Genomic DNA, 19,592 nt, shown 5'->3' with positions numbered 1-19,592 from the left:
CGAACGCCGTCAGCGCAGTGCGACCAGGTCGTCGGCGTGGACGACCTCGCGGCGCTGCTCCGCGGGCAGTTCGTGGCTGGAGCGGCCGATGAGGTCGGGCAGCTCACCCGCGTCGTAGGCGACCACACCACGTGCCACCACGATCCCGGACGGATCGAGCAGTTCGACGACGTCGCCGCCGTCGAAGGTGCCTTCGACCGAGGTGATCCCGGCCGCCAGCAGCGAACGCCGCCGCCGGACCACGGCCGCGACCGCCCCGTCGTCCAGCCACAACCGGCCGCGGGCGCCCGCGGCGTGCGCGAGCCAGAACCGGCGGGCCGAGAGCCGGGTGCCGGTGGCCGCGAACGCGGTGCCCACGTCGGCGTCGCCGAGCGCCCGCCCGGCCTGCGCGGCGGAGGTCAGCAGCACCGGGATGCCCGCGGTGCACGCCACCCGGGCGGCCTCGACCTTGGAGGCCATGCCGCCGGTGCCGACCCCCGACCCCGCTCCGCTCGCGTCCACGCCGTCGAGGTCGCCCGCACCGGTGACCTCGCGGATCACCGACGCACCCCCACCGCGCGGATCACCGTCGTAGAGGGCGTCCACATCGGACAGCAGCAGCAGCGCGTCCGCGCCGACGAGGTGCGAGACGAGCGCGGCGAGCCGGTCGTTGTCCCCGAACCTGATCTCCGCGGTGGCGACCGTGTCGTTCTCGTTGACCACCGGCACCACACCCAGCGTGAGCAGGCGGTTCAGCGTGCGCTGCGCGTTGCGGTAGTGCGCCCGCCGCACCACGTCGTCGGCGGTGAGCAGCACCTGCCCGACGGTGCGGCGGTAGCGGGCGAAGGACTCGGCGTAGGCGTGCGCCAACGCCTGCTGCCCCACGCTGGCCGCGGCCTGCTTCGTGGCGAGGTCACGCGGCCTGCGGCGCAGTCCCAGCGGCGCGATCCCGGCCGCGATGGCACCGGAGGACACCACGACGACCTGGCAGCCCGCGTCGACGCGGGCGGCGACGGCGTCCACCAGCGCGGCTAGCCGCGCCTGGTCCAGCGCGCCCTTCGACGTGGTCAGCGAGGACGAACCGACTTTGACGACGAGGCGGTGCGCCGCCGCGATCGACTTGCGGGTCGGCGACAGCTCCACCGCGTCGGTCATTCGTCCTCCTCGTCACCGCCGATGTAGCCGCCCTGCTCGTCGAGGTGCGAACGGCGCGCCTTCTTCGCCGCCTTGCGCTCGGAGGCGCCCACGCGGTCGGTCGAGTCCAAGCGGTTGTCGGTGCCGCGCCCGCTGAGCATCGCGGCGACACCGGCCGGGGTGGACGGCTCCCAGTCGAAGGTCACGCTGCCGATGGTGACCTGACTGCCCGGCTCCGCACCGGCGCGGCCCAGCGCTTCCTCCACCCCGAGCTTCGCGAGCCGGTCGGCGAGGAAGCCCACCGCCTCGTCGTTGTCGAACTGGGTCTGGCGCACCCACCGCTCCGGCTTCTCGCCGCGCACGACGAACGCGGCGTCGTCCTCCGGGTCGGTCTCGATGGTGAACCCGGAGTCTCCGATGGCGTGCGGGCGCACCACGACCCGCGCCGGTTCGGGTTCGGGCAGCGACGCCCGGTAGCGCTCGACCTCCTCGGCCAGCGCGAAGGTGAGCTCGCGGAGGCCTTCGTGGCTGGCCGCGGAGACCTCGAACACGCGCAGTCCGCGGGCTTCCAGGTCGGGCCGGATCAGGTCGGCGAGCTCGCGCGCCTCCGGCACGTCGACCTTGTTCAGCACCACCAGCCGCGGGCGTTCGCCGAGGTCGCCGTGCTCGCCCTGCAGCGCGGGCGTGTAGCGGGCCAGTTCCGATTCCAACGCGTCCACGTCGGACAGCGGATCGCGTCCCGGCTCCATCGTCGCGCAGTCCACGACGTGCACCAGCACCGCGCACCGCTCGATGTGGCGCAGGAAGTCCAGGCCCAGCCCGCGGCCTTCGCTCGCTCCGGGGATCAGACCGGGCACGTCGGCCAAGGTGAACACCGTCTCGCCCGCGGTGACCACACCGAGGTTCGGCGCCAGCGTGGTGAACGGGTAGTCCGCGATCTTCGGCTTCGCGGCGGACACGACCGAGATCAGCGACGACTTGCCCGCCGAGGGGAATCCGAGCAGGCCTGCGTCGGCGACGGACTTCAGCTCCAGCACCAGGTCGAGCTGGTCACCCGGCTCCCCGAGCAACGCGAAACCGGGCGCCTTGCGGGCCTTCGAGGCCAGCGCGGCGTTGCCGAGCCCGCCCCGGCCGCCTTCGGCGGCGACGAACGTGGTGCCGGGGCCGATCAGGTCCGCCAGCACCTCGCCGTCCTCGGTGAGCACGACGGTCCCGTCCGGCACCGGCAGGATCAGGTCCTCGCCGATCGCGCCGTTGCGGTGCCCGCCCTTGCCCGGTTTGCCGTTGGCCGCGGCGGCGTGCGGCCGGTGGTGGAAGTCGAGCAGCGTGTGCACGCCCGAATCCACGACGAGCCGCACGTCACCGCCGCGGCCGCCGTTGCCGCCGTCGGGGCCGCCGAGCGGCTTGAACTTCTCCCGGTGGACCGAGGCGCAGCCATTGCCCCCATCGCCCGCGGCGATGTGGATGGTCACGCGGTCAACGAACCGCGACACGAGTCCCTCCAGGTAAAGAAAGTGCTGACATCACAGCGTCCGCGAGCGCGAACGCGAACGAGGGGCGGGACCGGTTTGCGAACCGGACCCGCCCCTCGTCGGGAAGTGCTGTGCCGAGAGCCGGGTCAGACGACCTCGGCCGGCACGATGTTCACGGTCTTGCGACCGCGCTTGCTGCCGAACTCGACCTCACCGGCCGAGAGAGCGAACAGCGTGTCGTCCTTGCCGCGGCCCACGTTCAGGCCGGGGTGGAACTTCGTGCCGCGCTGCCGAAGCAGGATCTCGCCGGCCTTGACGACCTGGCCGCCGTAGCGCTTCACGCCCAGATACTGAGCGTTCGAGTCGCGGCCGTTACGAGAGCTGGATGCGCCCTTCTTATGTGCCATGACTACTCAGGTCCTCACTTGGTGATGCCGGTGACCTCAACGCGGGTCAACTTCTGACGGTGACCCTGGCGCTTCTGGTATCCGGTCTTGTTCTTGAACTTGTGGATGCGGATCTTGGGGCCCTTGGTCTGCTCGACCAGCTTCCCGGTCACCGAGACCTTCGCCAGTGCGTTGGCGTCGGCGGTGACGTCGGTGCCGTCGACGACCAGAACAGCCGGGAAGGTGACCTCGGTGCCGGCGTCGCCTTCGAGCTTCTCGACCTCGACGACGTCCCCGACCGCCACTTTGTACTGCTTGCCGCCGGTCTTGACGATCGCGTACATGAGTCGGAAGTCTCCTGCTACTCGGTTCGCTTGGTTCACCCGTTGACGCCCTCTCCGGCGAGCCGGAGTTCCTACCACCCGGCCAGGCCGGGCTTCGGGGGGTTCCTGTGTCGCGACCCTCGTCCCCACGAGGGGCACACCGGGTTCCACAGGCGTTTTGCCTCTCCGCCCGTCCGGCGGCGAGAAGTGCTCACACAGCATACAGACCGCCCGATGGCACCCGGCCGCTAGGGGTCCGAGCCGCCGGGAGCGGGCAGGACGGCAGCTTATTCCACACCGCCGCGGCACCGGAGAACCGGGTGGGCATCGGCGCCTCGCGGCTCCTCCGGAGGGCCGCGCACCAGCCGGAAAGCGCGGGTGAACACCGTCACCGGCGATGTCCCGACAAACGCCCGAACCCGCGCACGCCGCTTGCTACGGTGAGTCGCCGTTCGACCGTGACATGGGGAAAAGCGCGTGACCGAGATCGCATCCGAGTCCATTTCGGGGCGGGACGAGCACGCATCGTCCGGGGACCTCGACGACCTGCCGCGCGACCGCTCACAGCGGCTCCGCGCAGGACCGCTCGGCCCTCGGCTGCTGCTGCTGTCGGCCCTGGTACCGCCGTTGATGATGCTCCGGGAAGTGCTGCGCTCACCTCAGCTGCACTTCTACGACTACTGGTGGGTCCTGCTGGACATCACCGGCGAGGACGGCTCGCTGCGCCCGGAGGCGCTGTTCGGGTTCCGCAACGAGCACCCGTTCGTGCTGCCGAGCCTGCTGTTCTGGCTCAGCGCCCGGTTCGGGCACGGCCTGAACCATCCGCTGGGGCTGGTGGTGCTGGCCTTCGGTGTGGGCTGCGTGCTGCTGGTGTGGGCGATGCTGCCCGCTTCGCTCGGCCGCTGGCAGCGCGCGGCGCTGGTGGTGGCAACCTCGACGCTGGTGTTCAACCCGCACGGCATCCACAACTTCGTGCGCTCGATGAGCGGCGCCTCGTGGATCCTGGCGATGCTGCTGGTGCTCGGCGCGCTGCTGGCGATGCAGCGGGGGCGGCTGTCGACCGCGGTGGTGCTGGGGCTGCTGGCCTCGATCAGCTACGGCACCTCGTTCGCGGTGTGGCCGGCGTTGTCGCTGGTGGCGTGGTTGCGCGGCGAACGGCGGGCGCGCATCGCCACTCCGATGATCGTCGGAGTGGTCGTGGTCGCGACCTGGCTGGTGCTGCGCGGCCCGCAGGGCGGCGGGGGCGCCTCCCCGACCGATGACCCGGCGCAGGCGCTGCTGGCCGGGCTGAGCATGCTCGGCATGGTGTGGACGGGCACCGAGCCCTCGCTGGCGCTGGTCGCCGGGGTCGCCGGGCTGGCGCTGCTGGCCGTGCACCTGCCGGGGTGCCTGCGCCCCGAACACCGCTCGGCGAGCGCTCCCTGGTGGGGCCTGGCCGTGTACGCCGTCGGCTGCGCGGTGATGATCTCCGGTTCGCGAGCGGCGTTCGGCGAGTCCGCCGGCCTGCAGAGCCGCTACAACAGCATGACCGCCGCGCTGTGGATCGCGGTGCTCGTGATCACCGTGGCGTGGGCCCGCTGGCCCGCGGTGCGGTCGGTGGCGGTGTTCACGACCGTCCTGAGCACCGTGGCGCTGGGCGCCCCGATGGCGCAGACCGTGCGCGAGGACGCGCCGAACCAGCAGTTGCTCGCGGTCGCCGCGAAGGTCGACGCCACCGACGCGTTCACCGATCGCTTCCCCTCCCCCGACCGGTTGCTGCCGCGGATGCGAGCGCTGGGGCACTACCCGTTCTCCGACGAGTTCACCCTGGGCTGCGGCGACGGCACCGAGATCGGCGCGCGGGTGGACACCTCCGGCTGGCGGGTGCCGAGCGTCGGCAGCTACCGCGAACCCCGCCCGGCCGGGTGGGACGTGATCCTCAACGTGGAGACCGACCAGATCCAGGGCGGCGCGCGGATGCTCAAGGGCTGGGCGATCTCCGGCATCGAACGGGCCGAGTGCGTCGCGGTGCTGGACCAGAACGGCGAGGTCGTCGGCGGTGGTGTCGTGGACATCCCGCGGTCCGACGCCGAGAGCCAGACCGTCGGCATCGAGATCGGCCTCGGCTACCGCGCGGTGGCCCCGGCGGCGACCACCGGTCCGCTGCGCGTCGCGTTCCGCTTCCCGGACGGCTGGTGGGCCCGTCCCCTCACCGAGAACCCGAAGGTGGCGTCATGAGCGACCGCACTGCGGACGTCGAGGTGTCGTTGCTGGCCCCGGCGAAGAACGAGGGCGAGAGCCTGCCGAAGCTGTTCGCCGAGATCACCGCGGCGATGGACGCCCAGCCGCGCAGCTGGGAACTGCTGGTCGTCGACGATGGCAGCACCGACGACAGCTGGCGCGTCATCACCGAGCACGCCGCGGTGGATCCGCGGGTGCGGGGGCTGCGGCTGCGGCGCAACTTCGGCAAGGCCGCCGCGCTGGCCGCCGGGGTGGCCGAGGTGCGCGGGCGGCTGCTGGTCACCCTCGACGCGGACCTGCAGGACGACCCGGCGGAGGTGCCGCGGCTGCTCGCCGAGCTCGACGCGGGAGCCGACCTGGTCAGCGGGCACAAGGCGCAGCGCAAGGATCCGCTGGGCAAGCGGTTGCCGTCGAAGTTCTTCAACTGGATGACCGGCGTGATCACCGGCCTGCGGTTGTCCGACCACAACTGCGGGCTCAAGGCGGCCCGGACCGAGGTGTACCGGCGGGTGCCGCTGTACGGCGAGCTGCACCGCTACATCCCGGCGCTGGCCCACCAGCTGGGGTACCGGGTGCGGGAGCTGCCGGTGCACCACCGGGCGCGCGAGCACGGCACGTCGAAGTACGGGCTGGAGCGCTACGTGCGCGGCGCGCTGGACCTGCTGACGGTGGTGGCGCTGACCCGCTACGGGCGGCGGCCCGCGCACCTGTTCGGCGGGCTGGGCGTGGTCGCGGGCTCGCTCGGCACGCTGATCCTGCTGTACCTGACCGGGGTGTGGGTGTTCACCGAGAACTCGATCGGCACCCGGCCGCTGCTGACCCTGGGCATCCTGCTGGAGATCTTCTCGGTTCAGATGATCTCCACCGGGCTGCTCGCCGAGCTCGTGCTGCACCGCACCGGGCGCGATGAGGACGTCACTGACCTCGTCGCGGACAGCACGACGGCCGTGCGCTCCGCGGCCTGATCGGCTCGACGCCGTCCGCCGATTCCCCGCCGCGCACCGGAAAACGAGCGGACAGCCCTCCGCGATCGACCTAGTATCCGGACCATGCTGACCGATCAGGAGCTCGAACTGGTGCGGCGGGCGACGGCGGTGCTCGACGGCGCCACGCTGAACGAGAACCACCAGGTCTCGGCCGCCGCCTACGACGCGACGGGCGCGGTGTTCACGGGGATGAACGTCTCGCACTTCACCGGAGGCCCGTGCGCGGAACCGGTGGTGATCGGGCAGGCCGCGGCTTCCGGCGCGGCACCGCTGACGACGATCGTCGCGGTGCTGGCACGCGGCATGCGGGTCATCCCGCCCTGCGGCCGGTGCAGGCAGCAGCTGTTCGACTACTACCCGGACGCGCGGGCGATCATCCGCGGCAAGAACGGGCTGGAATCGGTGCCGATCACCGATCTCCTCCCCTTCCCGTACGACTACCAGGACTACCGGCCGGATGCCCCGCCGACCGCGCTGCACCTGTGGCACGGCTACCTGGACGCGGTCCGCGACGGCACCAAGCGCAGCACGGTCCGGGTGCACGACCCCGTCTCCCCCGGGCCGATCCGGCTGGTCTTCGAGCACGACGACGGCTCGGCGACCACGGTGGCGGCCGAGGTCACCGCGGTCGAGCGCAGGACCGCCGCCGAGCTCACCGATCAGGACGCCGTGCTCGACGGCTTCGCCGACCTGGCCGAGCTGCGCGCGGCGCTCGACGCGCACTACCCGGGCCTGGCCGAGTCCACGGAACTCGACCTCGTGCGGTTCGAAACGACCGGGTGAGCAACCGCTCCTGGCGACCAGGTCGAGGTCCGGCGCGGGAAACGCCTGGGGCAGCATGAGGGCGTGTCCACCTACGTCGAGCAACCGGTTCCGGTGGGCCTGCGCGACGCGGTCAGCTGCGGCTGGGTGCAGGAAGTGTCCGCCCAGGGCCACGTGCAGCGCGTCCTGCCCGACGGCTGCCTCGACCTGATCTGGCGAGACGGCGTGCTGGAGATGGCCGGACCCGACACCGGGCCACGGCTCGTGCCGCTGGCTCCGGGCGGTGTCGCCGGGCTCCGGATGCGTCCCGGCACGGCGCGGCTGCTGCTCGGCGACGTGCCCGCCGCTGAACTCCGCGACCGGCAGGTCGAGCTCGGCGAGCTGTGGGGCCCGCGAGCTCGGCCGGTGCTGGACCGGCTCGCGACGAGCGCGCGGCCGGCCGAAGCCTCCGCCCTGCTGGTGGACCTCGCCCGCGCGCTGCTGCCCGAGTACCGGCACGACGCGGCCGTCGCGGAGGCGGTGCGGCTGCTCGGCGCTCCCCGACCACCGAGCGCGGCGGCGCTGTCCGAACACCTCGGCCTTTCCGTCCGGCAACTCCGGCGGCGGTTCACCGCGGCCGTCGGCTACGGGCCGAGCACCCTGGTGAACGTGCTCCGGTTCCAGCGCGCCCGTTCCCTCGACGCCGCCCACCTCGCGGAGCTCGCCGCCACCGCCGGGTACGCCGACCAAGCCCACCTGAGCAGGCAGGTGCGGCGGTTGTCCGGGCTCACCGCAGCCGAACTGCTCAGCGGCCGTACGCGCGCAGGGTGCGCAGCGCGTCGATCGTGACCCGCGGGCGGGCTTCCAGCTCGGTGCCGGGCGCCCACCGGCGCCAGCGGATCTGCCAGCCGCCGTCCTCCAGCTGCGCCGCCGCCAGCGCGTCGAGGCTCGCCGCGATCTCCTCGTCGGAGAACCACGAGCGCGCCACACCGCTCGGGTGCGGCGCGTAGTCGTGTGCGAAGTGCCACTCGCCGGGCGCGTAACCCGGCATCAGGCGGGACCGATCGGGGTTCTCCGGGTCGAGCGCCACGATGCGCTGCTCCCGCACCAGCTCGCCGAGCCGGGCCGCCGCCGCGACGGCGCGGTCGCGGTCCGGCACGTGGTCGAGGAACGCGACCGCGGCGTGCGCCTCGTACGGGTGCGTCTCGGTGAGCGCGTCGATCCGCCGCCAGCAGAACTCGGTCGCGCCCGGCAGCCAGGTGTGGTCGAAGGAGTGCCGGTGCAGTTCGCCCGCGAGCAGCGCGGTGGAGAGCAGCTCGCTCGACGGCTCGTCGTCGATCGGCATGAACGGCGGGTGCGGGTGGTCGCGCAGCGACGGGTCGACGACGGGCACGCCACCGTCCGCGCCGGTGATGGAGACCAGCTGGTCGACGATGCCCGCGGCGTGCTCCGGGGTGCAGCGGCCGATCTCGCCGAGCACGCTCAGCGCGGCGTGCGCGCCGAGCGGCTGGCTCACCGGCCCCCGCATGTCCGGGTCCAGGGCGTAGCCGTAGCCGCCGTCGGAGCAGCGGTAGGGCTCCAGCGCCGCCGCCACCCGCTCCGCGGTGCCCGCGCCGAACAGGTACTCGAAGCGGCGCTGCTCCAGCACTCGGGCCGTCAGCCAGATGAACCGCTCCGCCGCCGCGAGCCGATGTGTGTCCGTTGCGCCATCAGTCATACCCGGACGCTAAACCGGTCGTGGCCACCTGTCTTGAACGAATCGGCCGCCGGGACGCGGAGGCGGGCGGTTCCGGTCACCCGGCCGAAACGACCGCGGGCGGGCCGGGGAATTACCCGGCCCGCCCGCGGTGTGGGTGGTGCTCAGCTCTCGGAGTTCGCTCCTGCGGTGGCGTCCTCGACGTTGCCGGGGGCGGCCTCGTCCGGCGGCGGACCCGCGGGACGCGACGCGGCACGACGGCGCGGACGCCGGGTGACCGAGGCGGTCGCCGGGGCGGGCACCTCCGGAACCCCGTTCGTCGCGGGCTCGCTCGGCTTCTCCGCCACCGTCATCACCACCGGTTCCACCGGGGTGCCCGCGCTACCGGCCGGGCGGCTGACCTTGCGCCGCCGGGAGCGGCCGTTGGTCTCGCCGGTCGTGGCGCCGGAGTCCGGCTCCGCGGACGCCGCGGGCTGCACGGGTGCCGACTGCGGAGCGGGCGTGGTCTCGGGCTTCGCGGGAGCGGCCGGTTGCGGCTCCGCAGCGCGGTCCGCGGGCTCCGCAGCGGGAACGGACGGCTGAGCCTCCCGCTCCGGCTTGCCGGAGCCGCGCTTGTCGGCGTCCTGCTTGCCGGATTCCTGCGGCTTGCCAGCGTCCTGCTTACCGGAGTCCTGCTTCGCGGAGTCCTGCTTGCCCGACTCCTGCTTACCGGAGTCCTGCTTGCCAGCGTCCTGCTTCGCGGAGTCCTGCTTACCGGGCTCCTGCTTGCCAGCGTCCTGCTTCGCGGACTCTTGCTTGCCGGAGTCCGACTTCTCCGAGTCCTGCTTGCCCGACTGCGAGTCCTTCGCCGCCTGGTCCTGCACGACGCCGTTGCGCTCGGCGTGCTGCGAGCCGTCCGACTCGGCCGTCTCCTGCTTGCCGCGGTTGCGGTTCCGGCGCGAACCGCCACCACCGCCGCCGTTGCCGGAACCGGAGTTGCCGCCGCCCTGGCCGTGCTGGTGCACGACCGGGTCCGTCGAGACCAGCAGGCCCCGGCCGCGGCAGTGCTCGCAGGTGCTGCTGTAGGCCTCCAGCAAACCGGTGCCGACCCGCTTGCGCGTCATCTGCACCAGCCCGAGCGAGGTCACCTCGGCCACCTGGTGCCGGGTGCGGTCCCGCCCGAGGCACTCGGTGAGGCGACGCAGCACCAGGTCCCGGTTCGACTCCAGCACCATGTCGATGAAGTCGATCACGATGATGCCGCCGATGTCGCGCAGCCGCAGCTGGCGCACGATCTCCTCGGCCGCTTCCAGGTTGTTCCGGGTGACCGTCTCCTCGAGGTTGCCGCCCGACCCGGTGAACTTGCCGGTGTTGACGTCGATGACGGTCATCGCCTCGGTGCGGTCGATCACCAGGTAACCGCCGGAGGGCAGCCACACCTTGCGGTCCAGCGCCTTGGCGATCTGCTCGCTGATCCGCTGCTCGGTGAACACGTCGTTCTTGCCGACGTGCCTGGTGAGCCTGCTCATCAGGTCCGGCGCCACGTGCTGCACGTAGGCCTCGATGGTGTCCCAGGCGTCGCCGCCCTGGACGACCAGCGACGAGAAGTCCTCGGTGAACAGGTCCCGCACGACCTTGATCAGCAGATCCGGCTCTTCGTAGAGCAGCTGCGGGGCCTGGGCCTTCGGCGTGTCCGCCTTCTCCTTGATGATCTCCCACTGCGCCTGCAGGCGGCGCACGTCGCGGTCCAATGCCTCCTCGGAGGTGCCCTCGGACGCCGTGCGGATGATCACGCCCGCGTTGTCCGGGACGATCCGCTTGAGGATCTCCTTGAGCCGCTTGCGCTCGTTGTCCGGCAGCTTCCGGCTGATGCCGGTGGCGCCGCCGCCCGGCACGTACACCAGGAACCGGCCCGGCAGGCTGATCTGCGTGGTCAGCCGCGCGCCCTTGTGCCCGACGGGGTCCTTGGTGACCTGCACGAGCACGCTGTCACCGGTGGACAGCGCCTGCTCGATGCGGCGCGCCTTGCCCGCGAGCCCAGCGGCGTCCCAGTCGACCTCACCGGCGTAGAGCACGGCGTTGCGGCCGCGGCCGATGTCGACGAACGCGGCCTCCATGCTGGGCAGCACGTTCTGCACGCGGCCGAGGTACACGTTGCCGACGAGCGAACCGGAACCGGAGGCGGTCACGAAGTTCTCGACGAGGACGTTGTCCTCGAGCACTGCGATCTGCGTCTGGTCGCCGTTCTCGCGCACCACCATGCGGCGGTCCACCGACTCGCGGCGGGCCAAGAACTCCGACTCGGACAGCACCGGCGCGCGGCGGCGACCGGCTTCGCGGCCGTCCCGGCGGCGCTGGCGCTTGGCCTCCAGCCGGGTGGAGCCCTTGATCGCGCGGACCTCGTCGTCGCTGCTCTCCTGGCGACCGTTGTCCTGGCGCTCTTCGCGGACGTGCACGACGGTGTTCGGCGGGTCGTCGTCCCGGTTCTGGCCGTCGTCGTCCCCGGAGCCCTTGCGGCGACGGCGACGGCGGCGACGGCGGTTGCCGTCGTCGCCGGAATCCCCGTCGGAGTCGCCGGCGGGCGCGTCGGCGGGCTTCGCGTCCTGGTTGCCGTCGGTGGTCTCGGCGGAGTCGTCGCCGGAGCCCTTGCGACCGGCTTCCTTGCGCGCCTCCTTGCGGGACTGCTTGCCGGGCTTGTCCTGCTTGCCCTGCTTGTCGGCGCTGTCGCGACCGCCTTCGTCGTCCTGCTCGTCGCCGGAGTCGGACTGGTCGCCGTCGCCGCCCTTGCCGCGGCCCCGGCCACGACGGCCGCGGCGGCGGCGGCGCCTGCCGCCCTGGTCGTCGTCGTCACCGTCGGTGTCGGCGTCGGAGGACTCGTCGGCGTCGGCGGCTTCCGAGCCGGTGTCGTGCTGCTGCTCGGCCGGCGCCTCGGCGGGCTGCTCGACGGCGGGCTTCGCCGCGGCGGGCGCCGGGCGGGCGGCGACGGGCTCCGGGGCGAGGAACATCGCCTGCGGGGCCGCGAACACCGGGTTCAGCCCGGCGATCTCGGCGCTCTCCCGGCGTTCGGGCTCGGCGGCGGGTTCGGCCGCGGCGGGCTCGGGCCGCTCGGCCTGCGGCGCCGCCGCGTCCGAGTCAGCCGGTTCGCCGTCGGCGATCTGCTCCGGGCGCAGGTCCTGCACCACCTGCAGCGCGACCTCGCGCGTGATGTTGGATTGGGCGCTGCGCACCGGTTCGCCGAGCGCGTCCAGGGTGGTGATGACCTCCCTGCTGCTCGCCCCCAGCAACTTCGCCAGCGCGTGCACCCGCAGCTTGGCGGGCAACTCGAAAGTGCCCGAGCCGCTTTCCTGCGTGGATGTGGACGATGGCCCGCTGGTGTTCCCAGCGGGCGTTTCCCTGTTCGACATTCAACTCCTCCGCCCCCGGGCGCGTCCGTGGACGCGGCCGCACAGGAGCATGTGCGTTCTGCGGTCTCCGTCGCCCGTGGGCGACGGCAATTCTGTTGGTCCCCTCCGTCCCGGCTCTGGGTGAACCGGGAAGTCCCACGGCGGGTCCGACGGTGTCCGCGCCTTCGCCCGTCACCCGGCCGGGAGTGTCCCCCGGTGAGCTCCGGCCGTCGCCCTGTCCAGGGTCAACGGGTCGGCGAGCCCTCCCTCGTCGTCGAGCCGACCTTGTTCCCACCGGGTCGCTCGCGCGGCCGTCGACGGGTCCAGATCGGCGACGACGCGCAAGGCGTTCAGCACATCGTCGGGTCGAACGACGGGTGTTGTCTGCCGCACGACCGTTACGAGTATCCCATACGGTGCACGGCCCTCGGGCCAATCGTCCACTTGGGCGACGCAAGCAGGAAATCGGTCACGCAGCGCATCCGGGTCTGCACTGTCCAGGACTTCCGCCGACACGATGGCCGCACGGGCGTCCAGCGTGCGGCGCCCGTCCTTGGTCATCCGTTCCACTTCCACCGAGTCCGCGGCGAGCAGGTTCGCCACCGCGGCGCGCAGCGGCTCCACGGCGACACCGGGCAGTTCGATCCCCCAGCGGCTCGCTTCGAGCCGTTCCGCCAGCGCTCCCGGCCCCGCTTGCACGACCTCGACCAGTTCCATGCCGGGCGGCAGCACGCGGTTGAGCTCCTCGCGCAGCACTTCCGGGTCCACCTGCCGCACCAGTTGCAGCTCGACGTACTCGGCTTCGCTGCCCACGCCGGTCGGTACCGCACCGGCCCAGGAGACCTTCGGGTGCGGGCTGAAGCCCTGCGAGTACGCCATCGGCACACCGGCGCGGCGCAGCGCCCGCTCGAAGACCCGAGCAAGGTCGCGATGCGAGCTGAACCGCAGACGTCCCCGCTTGGTGTAGCGCAGGCGCAGCTTCTGCACCGGCGCAGCCGACGGGTTGGGGTGGTCGCGACGACTCACCAGGCTCCTCCCGGAGGTGGCCGCACGAGTCGGCCGATCGTTGATCCGCACCGGCCGGGATCCGCCCCCGATCCGGCGGGACCAGCCGTGCCACGACGGTACCGCCTGGTTCTGCTCCGACCGTCGAGCACCGCGCGGTATGTTCTTCCGGCCCTTGTTCCTCCCGGTGCGCGGTGGCTACCGTCGCGAGCATCGGGCGTTCGCCCGGCCACGTGGGAGGTTGGACGTGCCCTTCGTCCGGCGGGCCGGCGCCGCGGCCACGAGCCTCTTGATCGCTGGCTTGCTGGCGGGTTCCGGCTCTTCAGCCGTCGCGGACCCCGCCGGGTCCTGCGCTGAGGACGGTCTCGACACGCGCTACGTCGTGCTGTTCGAACCCGGGCTCCCGCGTGCTTCGGCCGCTGGTGAGACGGCGGCGCAGTGCGGCTCGATGGCGGCGTACTACGGGCAGATCGGGGTCGGCGTCGTCGACTCGGCGGATCCCGGTTTCGGGCTCCGGATGGGTCCGGACCGCGCCTACAGCGCCGAGCGGCAGGTGCGCGCCGACCGGATCGCGGCCGGTGAGAGCCAGAACGCCGAGTCCGAGGAGCGGCCCGCTCAGGACGATCAGTGGAACCTGCGCCAGATCCGGGCGCAGGAGGCGCACGCGATCACCCGCGGCAGTGCGGACGTGGTCGTCGGCGTGCTGGATTCCGGGGTCGACGCGGCGCACCCGGAGCTGGCGGCGGCGCTGGACCCGGAGCGGTCGGCGAACTGCCTCACCCCGGAGGACCCGGAGCTGACCGCCCTGCCGGAGGGCGATGCGCACGGCACGCACGTCGCGGGCATCATCGCCGCCGCCGACGACGGCCACGGCGTCACCGGGGTGGCTCCGGCGTCGCGGATCGCGTCGGTCCGCGTGGTCAACGGTGGCGGCTACGTGCACCCGGAGTCGGCGGTGTGCGGGTTCATGTGGGCCGCCGAGCACGACATCGACGTGGTCAACAGCAGCTTCCTGGTGGAGTCCGCGCAGCTGGGCTGCACCCGCGCCGGGTCGCCGGTGCCGCGGGAGGCGGTGCGCCGGGCGGTGGCCCACGCGACGGAACAGGACGTGCTCACCGTTGCGGCGGTGGGCAACGAGCGGACCGACCTCACCGCGGTCCCCGCGCGGCAGCGCGCGGTGTGCGACGCGGTACCGACGGATCTGGACGGGGTGGTGTCGGTCGCCGCGGTCGGTCCGGACTCGGTGAAGGCCGGTTACAGCTCGTACGGCTTAGGCGCGGTGGACGTCGCCGCACCGGGCGGCGAGCAGCACATCGGCGGCTGCGTGCGTTCCACGGTCCCGGGCGGGTACCGCTCGACCTGCGGCACTTCGATGGCGGCCCCGCACGTGGCCGGGGTGGCGGCGTTGCTGGCGGCACGACATCCGGAGGCGGGCGCGGCGGACCTGAGCCGCATGCTCCGAGCAGCGGCACGCCCCCTGACCTGCCCGCGCGACTACGACCTCAACACCGACGGCGCCCAAGACGCCCTCTGCCGCGGCTACGCCACCTACAACGGCTTCTACGGCCACGGCCGAATAGACGCCCTAACCGCAGTGACCAACTGACCCCGCCCTAAAACGGCGAAGCCGTGCCTCGGACGAGCGAAGCGAAGTCTGCCTCGCGGCCGAAGGCCGTGCCTGTATGTGCGAAGCACATAGCCCACGTCACAAAGCCGCTCACCGGCGGGTTCTCAGCGGCTTCCTCGCGAGGACAGCTTTTTTCCTCGTGGCGGAGCCACTTGGAAAAAAGATCCCGCAGCGAGGAAGCCGCTGAGGTTCCGCTATCCGATCACCAAAGCAAAACGAGCCGTGAAACTACAGAGCAGGGTTCTGGATCGGGGAGCCTTGTCCTACGGGGCTGATCGGCAGCAGAACCCGCCCGGAAGGCCCGACCTCGATATCGGTCCCCATGGTCGGGCACACGCCGCAGTCGAAGCACGGCGTCCACCGGCAGTCGTCTTGTTCGCGCGCTTCGAGCGCGTCCTGCCAGTCCGCCCAGAGCCATTCCTTGTCCAGCCCGGAGTCGAGGTGGTCCCAGGGCAGGATCTCGTGCTCGGTGCGTTCGCGGGTGGTGTACCAGGCGACGTCGATGCCGAGTGCGGCGAGCTCGTCGGCCGCGCAGGTCGTCCAGCGCTCGTAGGAGAAGTACTCGTTCCAGCCGTCGAACCGGCCGCCTTCGCGCCACACCCGTTCGATGACCTTGCCGAGGCGGCGGTCCCCGCGGGAGAGCAGTCCTTCGACCAGCGAGGGCTTGCCGTCGTGGTAGCGCATGCCGATGTTGCGGCCGAGGCTGCGGTCGGAGTTGACGGCTTGCCGCAGCTTGCGCAGCCGTTCGTCCACGGTGTCCGGGTCGCACTGCGAGGCCCATTGGAACGGGGTGTGCGGTTTGGGCACGAATCCGCCGATGGAGATGGTGCAGCGGATGTCCTTGCGCCCGCTGACCTGCCGTCCGGCGCGGATGACCTCCTTGGCCATCTCGGCGATCTGCAGGACGTCCTCGTCCTCTTCGGTGGGCAGGCCGCACATGAAGTAGAGCTTGACCTGCCGCCAGCCGTTGGCGAACGCGGCGGACACGGTCCGGATCAAGTCCTCTTCGGACACCATCTTGTTGATGACGCGGCGGATCCGTTCGCTGCCGCCTTCGGGCGCGAAGGTGAGCCCGGAGCGGCGGCCGTTGCGGGACAGCTCGTTGGCGAGGTCCACGTTGAACGCGTCGACGCGGGTGGAGGGCAGCGACAGGCTCGTGTTGGAGCCTTCGTAGCGGTCGGCGAGGCCCTTGGTGACGTCGGCGATCTCGGAGTGGTCCGCGGAGCTCAGCGAGAGCAGCCCGACCTCTTCGAATCCGGTCGCTTCCAAGCCCTTCTGCACCATTTCGCCGATGCCCTGCGGGGAGCGCTCCCGCACCGGGCGGGTGATCATCCCGGCTTGGCAGAAGCGGCAGCCGCGGGTGCAGCCGCGGAAGATCTCGACGCTCATCCGCTCGTGCACGCTCTCGGCGAGCGGCACCAGCGGCTGCTTGGGGTACGGCCACTCGTCGAGTTCCATGGTGGTGCGCTTGAAGACCCGGTAGGGCACGCGCTCGTGGTTCGGCACGACTTCGGCGATGGTGCCGTCTTCGGCGTAGCTCACGTCGTAGAACTTCGGCACGTACACGCCGCCGCTCTCGGCGAGGCGCAGCAGCAGTTCGTCGCGTCCGCCCGGGCGGCCTTCGTCCTTCCAGCGCCGGATGGCGTCGGTGATCTCCAGGACGGATTCCTCGCCGTCGCCGAGGACCGCGGCGTCGATGAAGTCGGCGATGGGTTCCGGGTTGAACGCCGCGTGCCCGCCCGCGAGCACCACGGGGTTCTGCTCGGTGCGGTCGACGGCGTGCAGCGGGATTCCCGCGAGGTCGAGCGCGCTGAGCAGGTTCGTGTAGCCGAGTTCGGTGGCGAAGCTGACGCCGAGCACGTCGAACGCGCCGACCGGGCGGTGCCCGTCCACGGTGAACTGGGGAATCCCGTTCTCCCGCATGAGTTCTTCGAGGTCCGGCCACACCGCGTAGGTGCGTTCGGCGAGCACGTCGGCGAGCTCGTTGAGGATCTCGTAGAGGATCATGACGCCCTGGTTGGGCAGACCGACCTCGTAGGCGTCGGGGTACATCAACGCCCACCGCACGGAGGTGGCGTCCCACTCCTTGACGGTCGCGTTGAGTTCCCCGCCCACGTATTGCACGGGTTTGGAGACGCGCGGCAGCAGCGGCTCCAGGCGGTCGAACACGGACTCCACACTCACACCGCCCAGGGTAGAGGTCCCGGTGGCGGCGGATGCGGCGCGGCCTCGGCCCGCCGCCTCGCCGCCCGGAACGAGGACGGCACGGCGCGCCACGCCCTCGGAGCCCGTCCGAGATTTCGCGAGGAATCGTTCACCCGCGATCCGAGGCGGGCACCGGGAAAACCTTCTTCAACTGGCCCGATAACCACTGATCGCGATTCGGGGGTGTTTCAATTCCTCGCGAAATCCCGCGGACTCGGATCAGGTGTGGCGCGATTCGGGAGGCGGTTTCCCGCGCGGTGGTGCGGCCCGGGGTGAGGCCGGGCCGCACCTACCGGGGTGATCAGACCTCCGGGAACCAGAGCTTGATCTCGCGCTCGGCGGACTCGGGCGAGTCGGAGCCGTGCACGAGGTTGAACTGGACTTCCAGGCCGAAGTCGCCGCGGATGCTGCCCGGGGCGGCCTTGTCCACCGGGTCGGTGCCGCCGGCGAGCTGGCGGAACGCCGAGATGGCGCGGGGGCCTTCGACGACGGCGGCCAGCACCTTGCCGGAGGTGATGAACTCCAGCAGCGAACCGAAGAACGGCTTGCCGTCGTGCTCGGCGTAGTGCTGCTTGGCGAGCTCCTCGCCGACCTCGCGCAGCTCCAGCGCGACCAGCTTGAGCCCCTTGCGTTCGATCCGGCCGATGACCTCGCCGACCAGGCCGCGCTCGACCCCGTCGGGCTTGACCAGGACCAGGGTGCGCTCGCTCACGATTCTCTCCTTCGGATGGGGGCGCGGGCCTGTCCCGAGTCGCCGCGCCCGTGTTGCGCAAAAGGGTATCGGCGCAGGTGAACCGCTCGGTCCCGGGGCGGCCGAGCGGCGTCGGCAGGGCCGGTGACCTCGGCGGTGGTGATCACCGGCACCACTTCGTGCCGAGTCCGGCGAACCGGACGCCGCGCCGGGGGTCAGCGCTGCGGGTCCAGCGCCGTCGACCACAGCGACGCGCCGGAGGAGTCGCGCAGGTCCACGGTGAGCCTGCCGCTGCCGCCGTCGATGTTGACTTCGCCGAAGTGCTGGAACCCGTCCAGCGGTGATCCGCCGGTGGCCGCGGGCGCGTGGACGAACACCGTTTCCGGCCCGAACGTCGGGTCGAGGTCGTTCGGCGGGCCCGCCCCGGCGTGCAGCGGCCCGGAGACGAACTCCCAGAACGGGTCGAACCCGGTGAACGCGGCGCGTTCCGGCGAGTAGTGGTTGGCGGCGCTGTAGTGCACGTCCGCGGTCAGCCAGACCACGTTGCGCACCTGGCGGCGGCTGATCTCCCGCAGCACCCGGGCGATCTCGGACTCCCGCCCGCCGGGCGCTCCGGGCCTGCCGTTGGCGATGGCCTCCACGTCGGTCTCGCCGTCGGGCACCACGATCCCGAGGGGCATGTCCGCGGCGACGACCTTCCAGGTGGCGCGGGAGCGGGCGAGCTCGTCGACGAACCACCGGGCCTGCTGCTCGCCGAGTATCCGCTCCGGCGTGGTGCCGGGCGAGTTCGCGTCCCGGTAGCTGCGCATGTCCAGCACGAACACGTCGAGCAGCGGCCCGTGCGAGACCTTCCGGTACACCCGCCCGTCCACGGCGTCGACGCGGCGGGCGGGCTGCCACTCGTGGAACGCCCGGAACGCGCGCTCCGCGAGCACGTCGACGCGCTTTTCCTCGTACTCCTCGGAGTCGAGGACCTCACCGGGGTACCAGTTGTTGGTGACCTCGTGGTCATCCCACTGGACGAGCTGGGGGACGTCGGCGGCGAAGCGGCGCACGTTCTCGTCGAGCAGGTTGTAGGCGAACTGCCCGCGGTACTCGTCGAGCGTTTCGGCGACCTTGGACTTCTCGGGCGTGACGAGGTTGCGCCACGTCCCGCCGTCGGGCAGCGCCACGGTCTCCTGCAGCGGGCCGTCGGCGTAGACGGTGTCGCCGCTGTGCAGGAAGAAGTCCGGGTCGCGGCGGGCCATCGCCGAGTAGATGGTCATGCCGCCCACGTCGGGGTTGATGCCCCAGCCTTGGCCGACGACGTCGCCGGACCACAAGAACCGCACGTCCTCGCGTCCGCGCGCGGCGGTGCGGAACCGCCCGGTGAGGGGTTCGCCGGTGACGCGGCCGTCGAGGTCTTCGGCGCTGACGCGGTAGTGGAACCGCTGCCCCGGGGCGAGCCGGTCGAGCAGCAGCTTCCCCGTGCCGTCGGTGTCCGGGGTGAGCAGCGGCCCGCGGACCCGCCGCGCGTCGCGGAAGCCCGCGTCCCGCGCGACCTCCACGACCATCCGGGAGGGCCGGTCCGCGCGGGTCCACACCACGACCCCGTCCGGGCGCGGATCGCCCAGCTGCACGCCGTGGGTGAGCACCGGCCGTCCGCCGCGCACGAACGCCGGGGTGGCACCGGCAGCCGACGGCAGCAGCAGTCCGGCGCCCGCCAAGCCGGTTCCGGTGATCGCCCGTCGCAGCAGGTCACGTCGATTCATCGCACTCATGCGCC

At 71.9% G+C, this 19,592-nt stretch carries 15 protein-coding genes; 5 read left to right on the top strand and 10 right to left on the bottom strand.

Annotated features, from left to right (window positions below):
* Positions 1-9: 9 nt before the first annotated feature.
* From proB to rplU, 4 genes are all read right to left on the bottom strand, one after another.
* Positions 10-1,134 (bottom strand): glutamate 5-kinase, encoded by a 1,125-nt coding sequence (gene proB, locus ACWD38_RS04395; RefSeq protein ID WP_184477670.1) that lies wholly within the window; start codon positions 1,132-1,134, stop codon positions 10-12.
* Positions 1,131-2,618: a GTPase ObgE gene (gene obgE / locus ACWD38_RS04390; RefSeq protein WP_184484806.1), complete on the bottom strand. Its 1,488-nt coding sequence runs from the start codon at positions 2,616-2,618 to the stop codon at positions 1,131-1,133. The genes proB and obgE overlap by 4 nt, the downstream gene beginning before the upstream one ends.
* Positions 2,619-2,731: 113 nt before the next feature.
* On the bottom strand, positions 2,732-2,992 hold the full coding sequence (rpmA, locus tag ACWD38_RS04385; protein ID WP_184477669.1) for a 50S ribosomal protein L27: 261 nt from the start codon (positions 2,990-2,992) through the stop codon (positions 2,732-2,734).
* 14 nt (positions 2,993-3,006) lie between these two features.
* Positions 3,007-3,315: a 50S ribosomal protein L21 gene (gene rplU, locus ACWD38_RS04380; RefSeq protein ID WP_184477668.1), complete on the bottom strand. Its 309-nt coding sequence runs from the start codon at positions 3,313-3,315 to the stop codon at positions 3,007-3,009.
* Between the two features lie 456 nt (positions 3,316-3,771).
* Between rplU and ACWD38_RS04375 the strand changes: the two genes are divergently transcribed.
* The 4 genes from ACWD38_RS04375 to ACWD38_RS04360 all read left to right on the top strand — a co-directional run bounded on the left by ACWD38_RS04375 (position 3,772) and on the right by ACWD38_RS04360 (position 8,090).
* The gene (locus tag ACWD38_RS04375; RefSeq protein ID WP_450123342.1) at positions 3,772-5,511 is read left to right on the top strand and encodes a hypothetical protein; all 1,740 of its coding nucleotides are present in this window, start codon (positions 3,772-3,774) and stop codon (positions 5,509-5,511) included.
* Entirely contained in the window at positions 5,508-6,479 is a 972-nt protein-coding gene (locus ACWD38_RS04370; protein ID WP_450123341.1) for a glycosyltransferase family 2 protein, read from the top strand. The genes ACWD38_RS04375 and ACWD38_RS04370 overlap by 4 nt, the downstream gene beginning before the upstream one ends.
* An 84-nt stretch (positions 6,480-6,563) precedes the next feature.
* Complete coding sequence (locus tag ACWD38_RS04365; RefSeq protein WP_184477666.1) at positions 6,564-7,283, top strand: ASCH domain-containing protein; 720 nt, start codon at positions 6,564-6,566, stop codon at positions 7,281-7,283.
* Between the two features lie 63 nt (positions 7,284-7,346).
* Positions 7,347-8,090 (top strand): DUF6597 domain-containing transcriptional factor, encoded by a 744-nt coding sequence (locus ACWD38_RS04360; protein ID WP_184477665.1) that lies wholly within the window; start codon positions 7,347-7,349, stop codon positions 8,088-8,090.
* Here the strand turns inward: ACWD38_RS04360 and ACWD38_RS04355 are convergent.
* The 3 genes from ACWD38_RS04355 to ACWD38_RS04345 all read right to left on the bottom strand — a co-directional run bounded on the left by ACWD38_RS04355 (position 8,047) and on the right by ACWD38_RS04345 (position 13,286).
* Complete coding sequence (locus tag ACWD38_RS04355) at positions 8,047-8,958, bottom strand: hypothetical protein (RefSeq protein WP_450123340.1); 912 nt, start codon at positions 8,956-8,958, stop codon at positions 8,047-8,049. The genes ACWD38_RS04360 and ACWD38_RS04355 overlap by 44 nt on opposite strands.
* Positions 8,959-9,101: 143 nt before the next feature.
* Positions 9,102-12,320, bottom strand: coding sequence for a translation initiation factor IF-2 N-terminal domain-containing protein (locus ACWD38_RS04350; protein WP_450123339.1), 3,219 nt, complete (start codon positions 12,318-12,320; stop codon positions 9,102-9,104).
* Between the two features lie 171 nt (positions 12,321-12,491).
* Positions 12,492-13,286 (bottom strand): TIGR03936 family radical SAM-associated protein, encoded by a 795-nt coding sequence (locus ACWD38_RS04345; RefSeq protein ID WP_184484803.1) that lies wholly within the window; start codon positions 13,284-13,286, stop codon positions 12,492-12,494.
* Positions 13,287-13,593: 307 nt separating this feature from the next.
* Between ACWD38_RS04345 and ACWD38_RS04340 the strand changes: the two genes are divergently transcribed.
* Positions 13,594-14,910, top strand: a complete 1,317-nt coding sequence (locus ACWD38_RS04340) for a S8 family peptidase (RefSeq protein ID WP_450123338.1) — start codon at positions 13,594-13,596, stop codon at positions 14,908-14,910.
* Between the two features lie 249 nt (positions 14,911-15,159).
* On the opposite strand, the gene ACWD38_RS04335 is transcribed toward ACWD38_RS04340, so the two are convergent.
* From ACWD38_RS04335 to ACWD38_RS04325, 3 genes are all read right to left on the bottom strand, one after another.
* On the bottom strand, positions 15,160-17,115 hold the full coding sequence (locus tag ACWD38_RS04335) for a TIGR03960 family B12-binding radical SAM protein (RefSeq protein WP_184477662.1): 1,956 nt from the start codon (positions 17,113-17,115) through the stop codon (positions 15,160-15,162).
* Between the two features lie 322 nt (positions 17,116-17,437).
* Positions 17,438-17,848 carry a nucleoside-diphosphate kinase gene (gene ndk / locus ACWD38_RS04330; protein ID WP_184477661.1) on the bottom strand — a complete coding sequence of 137 codons (411 nt, stop codon included), beginning with the start codon at positions 17,846-17,848 and terminating at the stop codon, positions 17,438-17,440.
* Positions 17,849-18,042: 194 nt separating this feature from the next.
* Positions 18,043-19,587, bottom strand: a complete 1,545-nt coding sequence (locus ACWD38_RS04325) for an alkaline phosphatase D family protein (RefSeq protein ID WP_450123337.1) — start codon at positions 19,585-19,587, stop codon at positions 18,043-18,045.
* Positions 19,588-19,592: the final 5 nt, after the last annotated feature.

The organism is Saccharopolyspora sp. NPDC002578, from assembly GCF_053592695.1.
The sequence above is the reverse complement of the archived record's forward strand: the minus strand, read 5'-3'. Positions and strand labels throughout refer to the sequence as shown.

Excerpts from the sequence above, each read along its gene's own strand:
- proB (WP_184477670.1), bottom strand. The coding sequence starts at position 1,134 with ATGACCGACGCGGTGGAGCTGTCGCCGACCCGCAAGTCGATCGCGGCG.
- rpmA (WP_184477669.1), bottom strand. The coding sequence starts at position 2,992 with ATGGCACATAAGAAGGGCGCATCCAGCTCTCGTAACGGCCGCGACTCG.
- rplU (WP_184477668.1), bottom strand. The coding sequence starts at position 3,315 with ATGTACGCGATCGTCAAGACCGGCGGCAAGCAGTACAAAGTGGCGGTC.
- ACWD38_RS04370 (WP_450123341.1), top strand. The coding sequence starts at position 5,508 with ATGAGCGACCGCACTGCGGACGTCGAGGTGTCGTTGCTGGCCCCGGCG.
- ACWD38_RS04365 (WP_184477666.1), top strand. The coding sequence starts at position 6,564 with ATGCTGACCGATCAGGAGCTCGAACTGGTGCGGCGGGCGACGGCGGTG.
- ACWD38_RS04355 (WP_450123340.1), bottom strand. The coding sequence starts at position 8,958 with ATGACTGATGGCGCAACGGACACACATCGGCTCGCGGCGGCGGAGCGG.
- ACWD38_RS04350 (WP_450123339.1), bottom strand. The coding sequence starts at position 12,320 with ATGTCGAACAGGGAAACGCCCGCTGGGAACACCAGCGGGCCATCGTCC.
- ACWD38_RS04325 (WP_450123337.1), bottom strand. The coding sequence starts at position 19,587 with ATGAGTGCGATGAATCGACGTGACCTGCTGCGACGGGCGATCACCGGA.